We start from the raw sequence: 15,524 nt of genomic DNA on the forward strand, positions 1-15,524 counted from the left end.
ACTCGCAGATAGAAAGCAAAGGACAAATAATATGAAAGAAAATCTAGTCAAACTCATGAACCGTGAGGATCTCTCACGTTACGAAGTCAATCAAATGGCAAATGCTATGTTTAATGGTGAGCTGACGGATTCACAACTTTCAGCAATTCTCATCGCCCTTGCGATGAAAGGCGAAACAGTTGATGAAATGGCGGGGATTGTGGATGTTGTCCGTGACAAAGCCTTGAAAATTCCAACAACTGTGACGACCGCCATGGACAACTGTGGTACAGGTGGTGATTTGTCCTTTTCATTTAATGTGTCGACGACATCAGCATTTGTCCTAGCTGCCGGTGGTGTGAAAATGGCAAAGCATGGCAATCGCTCGATTTCTTCTAAATCTGGTTCGGCTGACGTGCTAGAAGCACTCGGTATCAATCTCTATCACACACCAGATGAACTGGCTGAGATTTTTGATCAGACGGGGCTAGTCTTTCTCTTTGCCCAACATGTGCATCCCAATATGCGTTATGTCATGCCAGTTCGGCGTGAGCTGGAGGTTCGCACGGTGCTCAATCTCATCGGTCCTTTCACAAATCCAGTCGATCTCGATACCCAGTTACTCGGAACCTCTCGTCCCGACCTTTTAACAACGACGGCTGAAGTCCTGAAATCATTGGGACGGCGACGTGCCGTGGTCGTGAGTGGGCCAAATAATATGGATGAGGCGAGTCTGGACGGCGTGAATCGCTATGCGCTGCTGGATGAGACCGGCGAGATTACGGTGCATGAGTTCGATCATGAGAGTCTGGGGATGCCGCGCGTGACCCTGCAGGAGATTCGCGGTGGCGAGGGTAAGGAAAATGCGGTGATTCTCAAGTCCGTGCTCAATAACGAGCCGAGTCCTTTCTTGGAAGTGACGGTTTTGAATGCCGGTCTAGGTTTTTTTGCTAATGGTTGTGTGACAACGATATCGGAAGGCGTTGCCAAAGCGCGTGATGTGATTGCGAGCGGTGCCGCAATGGCTAAGTTAGTCGAAATGCAAGAGTTGAAATGATGGCTGAAAGTCTGACTCAAGTTCGTGCTGAAATTGATAAAATCGACGACGCTCTGATTGGTTTGATTGCGAAACGTGGTGAGTTCGTCAAGCAAGCTGCGACTTTTAAAAAGACAGCAGCGCAAGTAGCAGCGCCTGAACGTGTGCAGCAAGTGATTGATAAAGTGACCAAACTCGCGACTGAAAAGGGCGCTGATACACAGCTTGTCGAAAATCTCTATCGTCAAATGATAGAGGATTTTATTAGGATTGAACATCAGGCGCTTAAGGCTAATCTTAAAGATTAGTTTACCGTGCAGTAAAGGAAAAACAAGTAATGGAAAATTTTCTCGAAAAAATATTAGCAGAAAAGCAAATCGAAGTGGCAGAGATGGTCATGGAAAGGCCTGGAAAAGTTCGGGAAGTCAAGGGATTTATCGAGCGACTGCGTGACAATCCTGAGACCTTACAGGTGATTGGCGAAGTAAAACGTGCCTCACCGTCACTTGGTGCTATCAATATGACTGTCGATGTCTTAGAGCAAGCGACAAGTTATGCAGCGGCGAGTGTTTCAGCTATTTCAGTTTTAACAGACCCTGTTTTTTTCAAGGGATCGATTGACGATTTGCGCTTGGTTGCCCAAAACGTTGACGTGCCGGTGTTGAACAAGGATTTTATCATTGATAAAAAGCAGATTGCGCGTGCGGTCAACAGTGGGGCAACGATTGTCTTGTTGATCGTTGCTTGCCTGACTGAAAAAGACTTGCAAGACTTGTATGACTATGCCATTTCGCTCGGTTTAGAAGTCTTGGTTGAAGTGCACAATGTTGAAGAACTAGCTGTTGCACATCGTATCAATGCTGAGTTGATTGGCGTTAATAATCGCAATCTCAAGACATTCGAAGTCAGTCTTCAGAATAGTCTTGACTTGGTCGCCTTACAAGAATCTGGTCGCTTTTATATCTCAGAGTCTGGGATTAAGTCACCTGTTGAAGCTAGAAAAGTTGCCCATGATTTCCGTGCAGTCCTCGTTGGCGAAGCCTTGATGAAAGATGGCAAGCCGAAAGCAGCGGCGAAAGGGCTTCAGGTCAAGCGCCATGTGGATTAAAATTTGCGGTTTATCAACACACGCAGCTGTTGATATGGCGGTGGCATCTGGGGCGACGCATATCGGCTTTGTATTCGCCGAAAGCAAGCGCCAAGTCACGCCAGAATATGCCAAATATTTGGCAAAAGATGTGCCGAAAACAGTCAAAAAAGTCGGCTTATTTGTGAATGAAGACTTGGCAGTTGTCCAAGAAGTGGTAGCCAAAGTCGGGCTCGACATGGTGCAACTTCACGGGCAAGAAAACGCGGACTATGCGGCGCAAGTCGGTGTACCCGCTATTAAGGCTTTTGGTATCAAAGATGGTAAAATACTAGCTGCCATCGCCGATTTTAGAGCACACACAATTCTATTAGATGCCCCACCAGCTCAATTTGCCGGTGGCAGTGGTCACTCTTTTGATTGGGACAAGGTTGATTTGACTGCCTTGGACGGCTACAAATTTTTTGTAGCCGGAGGCTTGAATCCCGAGAACGTCAGTCAAGCCATTTCTATTTTTAATCCGACTGGGGTTGATGTGTCTAGTGGGGTTGAGAGTGATGGACAGAAAGATTTGGCTAAAATAGAACATTTTATCTCATCTGCACAAACTAAATGTCATAAACGATAAGCTATCTCAAGCATATTATAACGTATAAGGAGACACCATGATCTACCAAAACCCTGACCAAGCCGGTTTCTTCGGCACCTACGGCGGCACCTTCGTACCAGAAACATTAATGTACGCCGTCAAAGAACTCAAAGCTGCCTATGAGGCTAGTAAAACGGATGAAGCTTTCCAAGCCGAATTATCAGACCTACTCAAAAACTATGTCGGTCGTGAAAATCCCCTTTACTTTGCGAAAAATCTGACTGAAAAATGTGGTGGCGCTAAAATCTACCTCAAACGTGAAGACCTCAATCATACAGGCGCACACAAAATTAATAATGCCCTAGCACAAGTCATGCTTGCCAAAAAAATGGGCAAGAATAAAATTATCGCTGAAACAGGTGCCGGACAACATGGTGTTGCAACAGCAACCGCTGCTGCACTCTTTGGCATGGACTGTAAAATCTACATGGGTGCTATCGACGTGCAACGCCAAGAACTAAACGTTTTCCGCATGCAACTTTTAGGTGCAGAAGTTGTGCCTGTAACTGATGGCTCTAGTGTCCTCAAAGATGCGGTCAATGCCGCCCTTCGTGCTTGGGTTGAAAGTGTTGAAGACACCCACTACATCTTAGGTACAGCTGCTGGTCCAGCTCCTTTCCCAGAAATGGTGCGTGATTTCCAAGCCATCATTGGACGTGAATCGCGTGCGCAAATCCTCGAAAAAGAAGGCAAACTCCCTGCCGCTGTTGTGGCTTGTGTTGGCGGTGGGTCAAACGCAGCTGGACTTTTCTATCCTTTTGTCAATGATGCATCAGTTGCTATGATCGGTGTAGAAGCGGCTGGTCGTGGTCTTGATAGCGGAGAAACAGCAGCCTCTATCAACCGTGGCACAGACGGTGTTCTTCATGGCAATATTATGCGCTTGCTGCAAGATGAAAATGGTCAGGTGCAAGAAGCTTACAGCATTTCAGCCGGTTTGGATTATCCAGGCCTTGGTCCTGAGCACTGTCACTGGAACGAAACGGGTCGAGCAGAGTACATCTCAGCTACTGACGATGAAGCATTAGCTGGGTTCAAAATGCTATGCGTCACTGAAGGCATCATCCCTGCGCTAGAAAGTTCACACGCCATTTCCCAACTGCCAAGCTTGGCGAAACGCTACGGCAAAGATGAGAGCATCATCGTCTGCCTCAGCGGTCGCGGTGACAAGGATGTCGCGCAGATCAAAGCTCGCGCTGAAAATCATGATACTGAAAGCGGTGCGATATCGTCGCAAACTTTTGTAGAAAATTAGGAATTTGCTGGTTCTGCGCTTGCGCAGGTTCACAAATTATCTATTTTCCTAAGAAGTTAGCTTGAAGTTCAACTATAGGAGAATTTTAAGATGAAAACCTTACGACAACACTTAGAAACACTCAAATCAGCTGGGAAAACCCTAGTCGTACCCTATATCATGGCCGGCGATCACGCAAATGGCATCGCGGGACTCCCTGAAACGATCGACTTTTTGGTGGCCAATGGTGCCAGCACCATTGAGGTCGGTATCCCTTTTTCAGATCCAGTAGCAGATGGCCCTGTGATTGAATTAGCGGGGATTCGTGCTTTGAAAAATGGGACGACTTTGACAAACGCCATCGAAACCCTGAAAACCATCAAAACAGATGTGCCACTGGTCATCATGTCTTATTTCAATCCAATCTACAAATACGGCATCGAAAAATTTGTCAACGACCTCAAAGATACACCGGTCAAAGGCTTGATTTTACCCGATGTCCCACGTGAACATGAAAATATGATTGCACCGTTTTTAACAAACACTGACATTGCTCTGGTGCCACTTGTGACTTTGACTAGTATTCCAGAACGCCAAGCTGAATTAGTAAAAGATGCCAAAGGCTTCATCTATGCTGTGACGGTCAATGGTGTCACAGGAGCTGGTCACGATTATCGAGCGGATTTGAATCAACACTTGGCAAAATTATCTGAGATTTCTGATGCGCCTGTTTTAGCTGGTTTTGGTGTGTCATCTATCACACATGTTGAAAATTTCCGCAAAGCGGTTGATGGCGTCATCGTCGGATCTTACATTGTTAAGGGATTACACGACGGCAAAACAGATGAAATTGCTGATTTTTTACAAAAAGCGAGTCAAATCTAAAATAAAAAGTGATTTCTAGTCAAAAATCGCTTTCTTTTTAGGAATATTTATGTTAAGATAAACATTAGGACTGTATCTGTCGTAAAAAGATGTGTACTAGTCAAATTGTTGGAGGAAACTTTTTAAAAAATGAACGAATTTGAAGAATTATTGAACAGCGTCGGTGACGTTAAAGTCGGTGACGTCGTAAGCGGTGAAATCCTCACTGTCGAAGGCGATCAAGCTACTGTAGCTATCGTTGGTACAGGTGTTGAAGGTGTTTTGACGCTTCGTGAACTCACTAACGAACGTGACGCTGATATAAATGACTTCGTCAAAGCTGGTGAAGTTAAAGAACTCTTGGTTGTTAAGCAAATCGTCGGTAAAGAATCAGAAGGCGCTAACGTTTACTTGCTTTCTGAAAAACGTCTTGCTGCACGTAAAGCTTTTGCTGACCTTGAAGGCAAAGAAGGCGAAGTTGTTACTGTTAAAGTCTTGAAAGACGTTAAAGGTGGCTTGTCTGTAGACTTCAACGGTGTTCGTGGTTTCATCCCAGCATCTATGATTGACACTTACTTTGTACGCGATACTAAGAAATTTGTCGGTGAAGAATTTGACGCTAAAATCATCGAAGTTAACGCTGCTGAAAAACGTTTCATCTTGAGTCGTCGTGCGGTTATCGAAGAAGAATCTAAATCACAACGTGCTGAAGCTTTTGCTAACTTGCACGAAGGTGATATCGTTGAAGGTACTGTTGCACGTACAACTGACTTTGGTGCTTTCATCAATCTTGGTGGTGTTGACGGACTTGTTCACGTGACTGAATTGGCTCACGGACGCGTTAAAAAACCTAGCGATGTTGTTAAAGTTGGCGAAACTGTTCAAGTTAAAGTCTTGAAAGTTGATGAAGAAGCTGGTCGTGTATCACTTTCTCTTAAAGCTACACAGCCTGGCCCATGGGATGACATCGATGAAAAAGCACCAGTTGGTTCTGTTCTCGATGGTACTGTTAAACGTATCACTGACTTCGGGGCTTTTGTTGAAATCTTCCCAGGTGTTGAAGGTTTGGTTCACATTTCTCAAATCTCTTGGGAACGTGTTGAAAACGCTAAAGATGTCTTGTCAGTAGGTCAAGCTGTTCAAGTTAAAGTACTTGACGTGAAACCAGCTGAAGAACGTATCTCATTGTCTATCAAAGCTTTGACTGAAGCGCCTGCACGTAAAGAACGTTCAAACGATTCAGGTAACGCTGCACAAGGTGGACAACGTCGTGATGCTAAACCACGCGCGCCACGTCGCAACACTAAACCAGAATACACATTGCCAGAAACGCAAGAAGGCTTCTCACTTGCTGACTTCTTAGGTGATGATTTCGATATCAACAACTTTTAATTAAAGGTTGCCAAAACGTCCGAAAGGGCGTTTTTTTGTTATAATGGAAAGAAAGCGGCGCTAAAAACGGCTTTAATATCAAGAGTTCGTAGGTAAATCATAGGGCGCAAAGATCTTGCTAAATTGTGCGCACGATCTACGAATGAAAAGGAGAAAGCATCAAATGGTCAAATTGAAAACATTAGGGCTGGCCACAGTATGAATGATAATATCAAGGCAAAACTAGCCATCTTACCAGATAATCCAGGCTGTTATTTGCATAAAGATAAAAATGGCACGATTATCTATGTCGGCAAAGCCAAAAATCTGAAAAATCGTGTTCGATCTTATTTTCGTGGGTCGCATGATACAAAGACAGAACTATTGGTTTCGGAGATTGTCGATTTTGAATTTATTGTTACTGAATCAAATATCGAAGCATTGCTCTTGGAGATTAATCTGATCCAAGAGAATATGCCCAAGTACAATATCTTACTTAAGGATGATAAATCCTATCCTTTCATTAAAATCACACGCGAGAAGTACCCGCGTCTTTTGATTACGCGGCAAGTTAAGAAGGATCGGGCTCAGTATTTTGGTCCTTATCCTGATGTTAGAGCGGCTAATGAGATCAAGCAGCTACTGGATCGGATTTTTCCCTTGCGCAAGTGTAATGTCTTGCCCAACAAAGTTTGTCTTTATTACCATATGCACCAGTGTTTGGCACCCTGTGTCTTTGATATTGATCCCAAGGTTTATGAGGGGATGACAGAGGAGATTACTAAGTTTCTCAATGGTGGTGAAGATAAAATCATCAGGGAATTAGAGACGAAAATGCACACAGCAGCTGAAGCTTTTGATTTTGAAAAGGCTGCTGAGTATCGCGATCTGGTCAAGAATATCGGAACGCTTAGAACCAAACAACGGGTCATGAATCATGATTTACAGGACCGAGATGTCTTTGGTTACGCAGTGGATAAAGGTTGGATGTGTGTACAAGTATTCTTTGTTCGGCAAGGTAAGCTTATTCAGCGTGATGTTAATCTATTTCCCTACTATAATGATGCAGATGAAGATTTTTTGACCTATATTGGTCAATTTTACAAGGGGACAAGTCACTTTATTCCCAAGGAGATTTTCATTCCATCGGATATTGATTTGGCATCTGTTCGGGCTTTGACACAAACCAATGTTATTCAGCCGTCTCGTGGAGAGAAGAAACAGTTGGTTAATTTGGCGACTAAAAATGCACGTGTTAGTCTGCAGCAAAAATTTGAATTAGCTGAAAAACATATCGAAAAAACTCAAGGTGCGATTGAAAATCTTGGTACCATCATGAATATTCCGACACCGCATCGAATTGAAAGCTTTGATAACTCCAATATTATGGGGACAAGTCCAGTCAGTGCTATGGTTGTCTTTGTAGATGGGAAACCCTCTAATAAAGATTATCGCAAATACAAGATTAAGACTGTTGTGGGACCAGATGACTATGCCAGCATGCGCGAAGTTATTTTGCGACGCTATAGTCGTGCCATCAAAGAAGATGGTATCCTGCCTGATTTAATTATCATGGATGGTGGTGTTGGGCAAATTAATGCAGCTAAGGAAATTTTGGATAGTCTAGGTCTTGATATTCCGATTGCAGGTTTGGCCAAAAATGATAAGCACCAAACGCAGGAGTTATTATTCGGTGATCCTTTGGAAGTCGTGCCATTGAGTCGACAAAGTCAAGAGTTCTTCTTATTACAGCGGATTCAAGATGAAGTTCACAGATTTGCCATCACCTTTCACCGACAAGTTCGTTCGAAAAATTCATTTTCTAGCAAACTAGACGGCATAGATGGCCTAGGGCCTAAACGCAAACAAAAATTGATGCGTACCTTCAAGTCCTTGACCAATATCCAAACAGCCACGCCTGAAGCGATTCACGAAGCAGGGATTCCTTATGATGTCGCACGCCGAATCATAGAAACCCTGTCACCGACAGAAGACGAGAAAGAGTAAGTCTTTTCTAGAAATTCGGGAAAAGATGAGCTGAATGCGCCATTTTGCACGTTTTTTTGATAAAATAGTGATGATGGCAAATCAAGCTTAAGGATATAACGATACCCAAATGAAAAGAGGTGACAGATGACGAACAAAGCCCAACTCTGGACGGCAGATGATATGTATCGCTTTGCCAGAGAAAATAAACTTGGCTTTAACCTTTGGGGCGCATGGTTGCAGAAATTACATTTTAAGATTGTCGCTGAGAGTTTGTTAGATGACGAATACGCTGTCTCTAGTTTTATCGGCAGACATACAGATTATGATGATGACGAAGGAGAAGAAAGTGACGGCGGGCAAGTAGACCCTAAGTTTTTCAATACCCAAGGCTACTATGCTTATATCATCACTAACGAAAATCGCTTAGTCTATGCCCGCTGGCGACCATTCTTTCACAAGGTATCTTCAATTCCGCTCAATGATATCAAAAATATCGAGCCCATCACCCATATTATTTGGGGTCATGTTCGAGTAGAATCTTTAGGTGATAATTTTTCAGTCTTTTGGACGAAAAATGTCGTCAGAAGGATAGCTAAGCGGATCCAAGAAGGGGTGAGCGATATTAAGAATAACCAGATGTATGGTGGTTATCAGACAAATGCCCCAATGCCAGGATCATCACAACAGCAACAGCCCATGCTAGAACAAACGGCAGAGCCAAAAGTTGTCTATGATACATCCACGATGTATGAAAAATTGTCATCTGCCAAGCTTTCAATGGAAGAAGGTTTGATTACCGCAGAAGAATATGACGAATATAAAGAAAGGTTATTAGGAAGAAAATGACACATATCGATTTTAAAGCAGAGGTTGCAGCACGTAAAGAGGACTTATTAGCAGATTTATTTTCACTTTTGAAAATTAACTCTGAACGTGACGATAGCCAAGTTACACCAGAAACACCTTTTGGCCCTGGTCCAGTTACGGCACTCCAACAATTTTTGAGTTTGGCAGAACGTGATGGCTACGCAACGAAAAACGTTGATAACTATGCGGGGCACTTTACATATGGCGATGACCTACCAGAAGATGCAGAAGTCCTTGGGATTTTCGCCCACATGGACGTTGTCCCTGCTGGCACTGGCTGGGATAGCAACCCTTACGAACCTGAAATCCGTGACGGCAAGATTTATGCCCGTGGTGCTTCGGATGATAAAGGTCCTACCATGGCGTGTTACTATGGCTTGAAAATTTTAAAAGAGTTGAACGTGCCTTTAACTAAAAAAATCCGCTTCATCGCAGGCACTGACGAAGAATCAGGTTGGGGAGACATGGATTACTACTTTGCCCATGTTGGTCTACCTGAACCTGACTTTGGTTTCTCACCTGATGCCGAGTTCCCGATCATCAATGGTGAAAAAGGTAACATTACAGAATACCTCCACATCGCATGCGATAACACGGGTACGGTTCACCTGCACAGCTTTACAGGTGGTTTGCGTGAAAACATGGTACCGGAATCTGCAACAGCAGTGATTTCTGGCGACCTAGCAGACCTTAAGGCAAAACTTGAAGCCTTTGTCAGCGCCCATAGCGACAAAAACCTTAGATTTGAAACTGAAGCCACTTCAGATGGTCAAGTAACAGTCGTACTTCATGGTCGTTCAGCCCACGGTGCCATGCCAGAAAAAGGTGTTAATGGTGCAACATACCTCGCTAAATTCCTAGATGAAATCGGCGTTGTATCACCATTCACTAAAATTGCAGGGACGATCCTCATTGAAGATCATGCAGGTGACAAAACAGGCGTTGCCTTCGAAGATCCTAAAATGGGTGCCTTGTCAATGAATGCAGGTGTCTTCAACTTTGATGACGCGTCATCTGACAACACGATTGCTTTGAACTTCCGTTACCCACAAGGGACAGATTCAGATGCGATTTATAGCGTTCTCGCAGCGCTTGAAGGCGTTGATGCGGTTACTAAATCTGCCCATGAGCACACACCACACTATGTGCCAATGGATGATGAATTGGTGAGCACATTGCTTTCTGTCTATGAAAAACAAACAGGTCTTAAAGGCCACGAACAAATCATCGGTGGTGGGACTTTTGGTCGCTTACTTAAACGCGGCGTAGCCTTTGGTGCTATGTTCCCTGGTGACATTGACACCATGCACCAAGCTAATGAATTTATTCCGGTGGATGTCTTGTTGCGTGCAGCGGCTATCTATGCTGAGGCGATCTACGAATTAGCCAAATAAGTCAAGCTATAACTAAAACATCACCAGAAGTTGGTGGTGTTTTTTTGATTTCAAAGGGCTTAAATATATTAGCCAATGAGGTTTTATGAAACTTGATCACGGGCATAAATTTTTCATATGGCAGATCATAAAATAGCATGAGAAAATAGACTATATCAATTTTAAGGGGAATTTATGACTATTTTATCATTACTTATTATATTATCGGGTTTCATTGGTAGTTTGCTGTGGCTTTTTCGCTTGCAAGTGAAGCATATTAGCTTTAACAAACGGGTGCTTTTTGGTTTGTTTGGCGGTATTGTTTTTGGTCTCTTGATTCGTTTCTTATTTGAAAAGGTGTCGAACTTTTCTACCAGTCTTTCTTGGATTTCATTGGTAGCAGATGCTTATATTGCACTTCTGCAAATGCTTGTGATGCCGTTGGTTTTTATTTCTATAGTTGGGGCTTTTACCAAGTTGGAAGTCTCTAAAAATTTGGGTAAAATGGCACGAAATGTTCTTCTGATTTTATTAGGCACGACTGCGGTGTCGGCGGCGATTGGTTACTTATCGGTCATTGTTTTCCGACTAAATGGTGCTGTTTTCGCTGAAGGGGCAGCTGAAGCAGAACGGATTGCAGCATTGACGGAAAAACAGCTTCAGGTTAAGGGTGTTCCCATCACTGATCAGTTACTTAATCTAATTCCTCGTAATGTGTTTGCAGATTTTGCGGGCACACGTCCGACAAGTACGATTGCTGTCGTCATCTTTGCGGCTTTCTTGGGCATTGCTTTTCTTGGTATCCAAAGAAAGTATACGAAAGAAGCTAAAACTTTTGCTGACTTGATTCAGTCACTTGAAAAAATAATCCTACGCGTGACAACCTTAGTTTTAAGATTGACACCATTTGGGATTTTTGCCCTCATGGCACGTGTCATGGCAACGAGTGATTTTGAAGCTCTGGTCAATCTCGGTCGTTTCATTATCGCAAGTTATGCGGCTATTCTGGTGATGTTCGCCGTCCATCTCATTCTTTTGCTTTGGGTGAAAGTATTACCAAGCGAATACTTAGGCAATGCTTGGTCGACCTTGCTCTTTGCCTTCACATCAAGAACGAGTGCAGGGACGTTGCCGATGAATGTTGAGACACAGGTTGAAAAATTTAGTGTCAATGAAGCAGTTGCTAACTTTTCAGCGAGCTTTGGTTTATCCATAGGTCAAAATGGCTGTGCTGGTATTTATCCAGCCATGCTTGCGACTATTGTTGCACCAACAGTTGGGGTTAACATCTTTTCATTTGAGTTTATCCTCTCACTCGTTGCAATCGTGACGATTTCGTCACTAGGGGTTGCAGGTGTTGGTGGAGGTGCGACATTCGCCTCACTCATCGTTTTATCTTCAATGAACTTACCAATTGCTATCGTGGGACTAGTCATCAGTGTTGAGCCTTTAATTGATATGGCAAGAACAGCACTCAATGTTAGTGATTCAATGGTGGCAGGTATTGTGACGGATAGACTGTTAACTAAAACAGGGACTGTAGCCTTTATTAAACAAAACTAAAACAATTAAATCCCATGGCACGGGATTTTTTTGATATAATGAGATTATGATTTATGGTAATGGTGTTGATAATATAGAACTTTCGCGGATTGAAAAGGCTTTAAATCGGAATCCGAAATTTGCCCAACGTGTGCTCACGGAAAATGAATTGGCCAAATTTATGACCCTATCAGGTCAACGTCAAATCGAATTTTTAGGTGGTCGATGGGCAGCCAAAGAAGCTTACTCTAAAGCCTATGGCACCGGTATAGGCGGGCATTTATCTTTTCAGGATATGACCATTTTACATGATGATTTAGGCGCACCCAAGTTTATCCAACATCCTTTTTCTGAACAGGGTATGGCGCACTTATCCATCAGTCATAGCAATTTGGAAGCTATTGCTTTCGTTATTTTAGAAAGTCGTGAATAGGAAATGAAACCAAGTACACATCGGCCAACGCAAGCGATTATAGATCTCGCGGCGATTCAGGCTAATATTAAAAACTTCAAAAGGTATACAGGTGACCGCACCGAGATCTGGGCAGTTGTCAAAGCCAATGGTTATGGTCATGGTGCAAATGATGTGGCGCAAAGCGCCAATGATTTAGTGTCAGGCTTTTGTGTCTCTAACCTTGATGAGGCGATTGAACTTAGAAGTCATGGGATTGTTAAGCCGATTTTAGTTTTGAGTGGTATTGTTCCAGAAGATATTCATATTGCGGTTAACTTACGTGTGACTGTAACTGTACCTTCTCTGGATTGGCTTAAACTGGTCGCTCAACATCTCGAAGATGTCGAGATAGAGCATTTAAAATTTCATATCAAGGTCGATTCTGGTATGGGCCGGATTGGTGTAACGACAGCTGAAGAGGCCAACGCCATCATTGCAGTAGCAGATCAATATGGTATGGTCTTTGATGGTATATTTACGCATTTTGCCACAGCTGATGAAGCAGCACAAGAAAAATTTGAGTCACAATGGACACGATTTGAAACTATTGTCGCAGCGATAACTCGTCGACCAAAATATGTCCATTCTAGTAATTCTGCCGCAGGTATTTGGCATAAGGAAACCATTCAAGATATTGAGCGTTTGGGAGATGCCATGTATGGTTTAAATCCAAGTGGATCAATGCTCAAAATGACCTATAATATAACACCAGCGCTTGAGTTGAAGTCGGAATTGATGCATATCAAGACAATCAATAAAGGCGAGACGGTTGGATATGGGGCAGAGTTTATTGCAGATAAGCCTACCATCGTGGGTACTGTTCCAATTGGTTATGCAGATGGTTGGACACGTGATATGACTGGATTCTACGTTTTGGTTAATGGGAAAAAATGTCAGATTATAGGTCGGATTTCCATGGATCAAATGACTATTGCTTTAAATGAAACTTTACCAATTGGTACAAAAGTAACATTGATTGGCCAAGATGGTGATGAAAAAATAACAGTAGATGATGTGGCAGCACATCGTGGAACAATTAATTATGAAGTAGTTTGTTTATTAAGTGATCGGATTAAACGTATATATCAAAATGGCTAGAGAAATTTTAAGGGGAGATATCTTTTTTGCCGATTTGTCGCCTGTCACGGGCAGCGAACAAGGGGGAGTTAGACCTGTTTTGATTATTCAAAATGATGCAGGGAATACCTTTGCACCAACGACAATCGTTGCGGCAATCACAGCAAAAAAGACGAAGAAAGCATTACCAACACATGTTTCTATTTGTAAAGAAGCAGCAGGCGTTGGCTCAGATTCAGTAATTCTATGTGAACAAATGAGAACAATTGATAAGTGTCGTTTACGGGAAAAAACGGGGCATCTTAGTGATGAAATCATGTCGCAAGTTGATATTGCTATCAAAAAAAGTTTATCTTGTTGAAGATGGGCTTTTTTTTGTTATATAATCGTAATAAAAAATAACGTAAAAATAACATTGTTTTTGATGTGGACCTATTTACAAAAGTTTCTTATTGCGATATAATATTTTTACAAACGAATTAAATAACTAATTTGTTTACGTTGTCGTAGTTTTTTAATAGTATTTAAAGATAAGAGGGTTATGATTAAGATATATACAGTTGCCTATAGTTCATCGTGTGATAAGGCTAAAAAGTGGTTAAAAGAACACAATTTAGAATTTGAAGAAATTAATTTGGTGAAAGATCAATTATCAGATGTAGAAATTCTCCATCTTCTCTCATTGACAGAGAATGGAACTGAGGAGATTATTTCCAAACGTGGTAAAGCCTACCAAAAATTAAATGTTGATTTGTATGATCTCTCTATGAATTGTTTGATTAAAGTGATTGAAAAAAATAGAAGTTTACTGAGACGACCTTTGATAGTTGATAATAAAAGACTTCAAGTCGGTTATAATGAAGACGATATCAGAAAGTTTTTGCCGCGATCTGTTCGTAAAATTGCCTATCAAACAGCAGAAGAACGAATTAAGAAAGATTTACGGCTAGAAAATGCAATATAAAGTAACACATAGTAATACCGAACATTTTACATATTCATATTCAGAAACAGTGAGGAACAGCGGTATTCTCACTGTTTTTTTGATAAAATAGTTTTAGAACCCGTCATGAGCTAGCATTTTTAGTAGGTCGCGACATGGTAAAAAAGAAAGACGGAGCATAGCATGACCTTAATAGATGGCAAAGCATTAGCCGATAAAATGGCTGTTGAATTGAAAGCAAAAGTTGACGACTTGAAATCAGCTGGCGTCACACCAGGTTTGGTTGTGATTTTAGTTGGTGAAAATCCAGCCAGTCAAGTTTACGTCAGAAATAAAGAACGTCGCGCAACAGCAGCCGGTTTTAACTCAGAAGTCATTCGTCTATCTGAAGACACGACGGAAACGGCACTTTTAGAACTGATCGCGCAACTCAACCAAGATAATAAATGGCATGGGATTTTAGTACAACTTCCTTTACCCGCACATATCTCCGAAGAAAAAATCTTACTCGCCATTGACCCAGATAAGGACGTCGATGGTTTTCATCCAACCAACATGGGGCGCCTCTGGTCAGGTAATCCTGTCATGATCCCATCAACACCCGCAGGGATCATGGTCATGCTGGAAACTTATGGCGTTGAGGTGGCAGGTAAGAACGCGCTAGTGATTGGGCGCTCTAACATTGTCGGAAAACCCATGGCACAGATGCTGTTAGATCAACATGCAACAGTGACCATCGCCCACTCAAGAACGCAAAATCTACCTGAATTAGCCAAGCAAGCAGATATTTTAGTAGTTGCCATCGGCCGTGGTAACTTTGTTACCGCAGAATTCGTCAAGCCAGGTGCTGTTGTAATCGACGTCGGTATGAACCGAGATGACAATGGTAAATTGATCGGCGACGTCAAGTTTGATGAAGTTGAACCGATTGCTAGCCTGATGACACCAGTACCAGGTGGTGTTGGTCCCATGACGATTACCATGTTGATGGAACAGACCTATGAAGCAGCCAAACGGACTTTAAGCAAATAAGCACTAAATTCAGACGGGGAAAATTTC

16 protein-coding genes are annotated in these 15,524 nt (G+C 42.5%); all 16 read left to right on the top strand.

Annotated features, from left to right (window positions below):
- Positions 1-31 precede the first annotated feature (31 nt).
- The 16 genes from trpD to LRA01S_RS02230 all read left to right on the top strand — a co-directional run bounded on the left by trpD (position 32) and on the right by LRA01S_RS02230 (position 15,497).
- Positions 32-1,036, top strand: coding sequence for an anthranilate phosphoribosyltransferase (gene trpD, locus LRA01S_RS02155; RefSeq protein WP_061774006.1), 1,005 nt, complete (start codon positions 32-34; stop codon positions 1,034-1,036).
- Complete coding sequence (locus LRA01S_RS02160; RefSeq protein WP_211276893.1) at positions 1,036-1,323, top strand: chorismate mutase; 288 nt, start codon at positions 1,036-1,038, stop codon at positions 1,321-1,323. The genes trpD and LRA01S_RS02160 overlap by 1 nt, the downstream gene beginning before the upstream one ends.
- Positions 1,324-1,352: 29 nt before the next feature.
- The gene (gene trpC / locus LRA01S_RS02165; RefSeq protein WP_061774008.1) at positions 1,353-2,123 is read left to right on the top strand and encodes an indole-3-glycerol phosphate synthase TrpC; all 771 of its coding nucleotides are present in this window, start codon (positions 1,353-1,355) and stop codon (positions 2,121-2,123) included.
- Positions 2,113-2,730, top strand: coding sequence for a phosphoribosylanthranilate isomerase (locus tag LRA01S_RS02170; RefSeq protein ID WP_061774009.1), 618 nt, complete (start codon positions 2,113-2,115; stop codon positions 2,728-2,730). Before trpC ends, LRA01S_RS02170 begins: the two co-directional genes overlap by 11 nt.
- 37 nt (positions 2,731-2,767) lie before the next feature.
- The gene (gene trpB, locus LRA01S_RS02175; RefSeq protein ID WP_061774010.1) at positions 2,768-4,006 is read left to right on the top strand and encodes a tryptophan synthase subunit beta; all 1,239 of its coding nucleotides are present in this window, start codon (positions 2,768-2,770) and stop codon (positions 4,004-4,006) included.
- Positions 4,007-4,096: 90 nt separating this feature from the next.
- Positions 4,097-4,870, top strand: a complete 774-nt coding sequence (gene trpA / locus LRA01S_RS02180) for a tryptophan synthase subunit alpha (protein ID WP_061774011.1) — start codon at positions 4,097-4,099, stop codon at positions 4,868-4,870.
- Positions 4,871-4,999: 129 nt separating this feature from the next.
- Positions 5,000-6,241, top strand: a complete 1,242-nt coding sequence (gene rpsA, locus LRA01S_RS02185) for a 30S ribosomal protein S1 (protein ID WP_003139086.1) — start codon at positions 5,000-5,002, stop codon at positions 6,239-6,241.
- A 198-nt stretch (positions 6,242-6,439) separates the two neighbouring features.
- Complete coding sequence (uvrC, locus tag LRA01S_RS02190; protein ID WP_061774012.1) at positions 6,440-8,227, top strand: excinuclease ABC subunit UvrC; 1,788 nt, start codon at positions 6,440-6,442, stop codon at positions 8,225-8,227.
- A 126-nt stretch (positions 8,228-8,353) separates the two neighbouring features.
- Positions 8,354-9,055 (top strand): hypothetical protein, encoded by a 702-nt coding sequence (locus LRA01S_RS02195; protein ID WP_061774013.1) that lies wholly within the window; start codon positions 8,354-8,356, stop codon positions 9,053-9,055.
- Positions 9,052-10,470: a dipeptidase PepV gene (pepV, locus tag LRA01S_RS02200; protein WP_061774014.1), complete on the top strand. Its 1,419-nt coding sequence runs from the start codon at positions 9,052-9,054 to the stop codon at positions 10,468-10,470. Before LRA01S_RS02195 ends, pepV begins: the two co-directional genes overlap by 4 nt.
- A 174-nt stretch (positions 10,471-10,644) precedes the next feature.
- Positions 10,645-12,012 carry a cation:dicarboxylate symporter family transporter gene (locus tag LRA01S_RS02205; protein WP_061774015.1) on the top strand — a complete coding sequence of 456 codons (1,368 nt, stop codon included), beginning with the start codon at positions 10,645-10,647 and terminating at the stop codon, positions 12,010-12,012.
- A gap of 46 nt (positions 12,013-12,058) precedes the next feature.
- Positions 12,059-12,424 (top strand): holo-ACP synthase, encoded by a 366-nt coding sequence (gene acpS, locus LRA01S_RS02210; RefSeq protein ID WP_061774016.1) that lies wholly within the window; start codon positions 12,059-12,061, stop codon positions 12,422-12,424.
- 3 nt (positions 12,425-12,427) lie between these two features.
- Positions 12,428-13,543, top strand: a complete 1,116-nt coding sequence (alr, locus tag LRA01S_RS02215; protein ID WP_061774017.1) for an alanine racemase — start codon at positions 12,428-12,430, stop codon at positions 13,541-13,543.
- A complete protein-coding gene (locus tag LRA01S_RS02220; RefSeq protein WP_061774018.1) occupies positions 13,536-13,883 on the top strand; it encodes a type II toxin-antitoxin system PemK/MazF family toxin in 348 nt (115 codons plus the stop codon). Before alr ends, LRA01S_RS02220 begins: the two co-directional genes overlap by 8 nt.
- A 180-nt stretch (positions 13,884-14,063) precedes the next feature.
- Positions 14,064-14,486, top strand: a complete 423-nt coding sequence (gene spx / locus LRA01S_RS02225; RefSeq protein WP_061774019.1) for a transcriptional regulator Spx — start codon at positions 14,064-14,066, stop codon at positions 14,484-14,486.
- A gap of 162 nt (positions 14,487-14,648) precedes the next feature.
- Positions 14,649-15,497, top strand: coding sequence for a bifunctional methylenetetrahydrofolate dehydrogenase/methenyltetrahydrofolate cyclohydrolase (locus LRA01S_RS02230; RefSeq protein ID WP_061774020.1), 849 nt, complete (start codon positions 14,649-14,651; stop codon positions 15,495-15,497).
- The last annotated feature ends 27 nt before the right edge of the window (positions 15,498-15,524 follow it).

This window comes from Pseudolactococcus raffinolactis NBRC 100932 (assembly GCF_001591765.1).
GTDB lineage: Bacteria > Bacillota > Bacilli > Lactobacillales > Streptococcaceae > Pseudolactococcus > Pseudolactococcus raffinolactis.

Excerpts from the sequence above, each read along its gene's own strand:
- acpS (WP_061774016.1), top strand. The coding sequence starts at position 12,059 with ATGATTTATGGTAATGGTGTTGATAATATAGAACTTTCGCGGATTGAA.
- LRA01S_RS02160 (WP_211276893.1), top strand. The coding sequence starts at position 1,036 with ATGGCTGAAAGTCTGACTCAAGTTCGTGCTGAAATTGATAAAATCGAC.
- uvrC (WP_061774012.1), top strand. The coding sequence starts at position 6,440 with ATGAATGATAATATCAAGGCAAAACTAGCCATCTTACCAGATAATCCA.
- rpsA (WP_003139086.1), top strand. The coding sequence starts at position 5,000 with ATGAACGAATTTGAAGAATTATTGAACAGCGTCGGTGACGTTAAAGTC.
- trpB (WP_061774010.1), top strand. The coding sequence starts at position 2,768 with ATGATCTACCAAAACCCTGACCAAGCCGGTTTCTTCGGCACCTACGGC.
- pepV (WP_061774014.1), top strand. The coding sequence starts at position 9,052 with ATGACACATATCGATTTTAAAGCAGAGGTTGCAGCACGTAAAGAGGAC.
- trpD (WP_061774006.1), top strand. The coding sequence starts at position 32 with ATGAAAGAAAATCTAGTCAAACTCATGAACCGTGAGGATCTCTCACGT.
- LRA01S_RS02195 (WP_061774013.1), top strand. The coding sequence starts at position 8,354 with ATGACGAACAAAGCCCAACTCTGGACGGCAGATGATATGTATCGCTTT.
- alr (WP_061774017.1), top strand. The coding sequence starts at position 12,428 with ATGAAACCAAGTACACATCGGCCAACGCAAGCGATTATAGATCTCGCG.
- LRA01S_RS02205 (WP_061774015.1), top strand. The coding sequence starts at position 10,645 with ATGACTATTTTATCATTACTTATTATATTATCGGGTTTCATTGGTAGT.
- LRA01S_RS02170 (WP_061774009.1), top strand. The coding sequence starts at position 2,113 with ATGTGGATTAAAATTTGCGGTTTATCAACACACGCAGCTGTTGATATG.
- trpC (WP_061774008.1), top strand. The coding sequence starts at position 1,353 with ATGGAAAATTTTCTCGAAAAAATATTAGCAGAAAAGCAAATCGAAGTG.
- LRA01S_RS02230 (WP_061774020.1), top strand. The coding sequence starts at position 14,649 with ATGACCTTAATAGATGGCAAAGCATTAGCCGATAAAATGGCTGTTGAA.
- trpA (WP_061774011.1), top strand. The coding sequence starts at position 4,097 with ATGAAAACCTTACGACAACACTTAGAAACACTCAAATCAGCTGGGAAA.
- spx (WP_061774019.1), top strand. The coding sequence starts at position 14,064 with ATGATTAAGATATATACAGTTGCCTATAGTTCATCGTGTGATAAGGCT.
- LRA01S_RS02220 (WP_061774018.1), top strand. The coding sequence starts at position 13,536 with ATGGCTAGAGAAATTTTAAGGGGAGATATCTTTTTTGCCGATTTGTCG.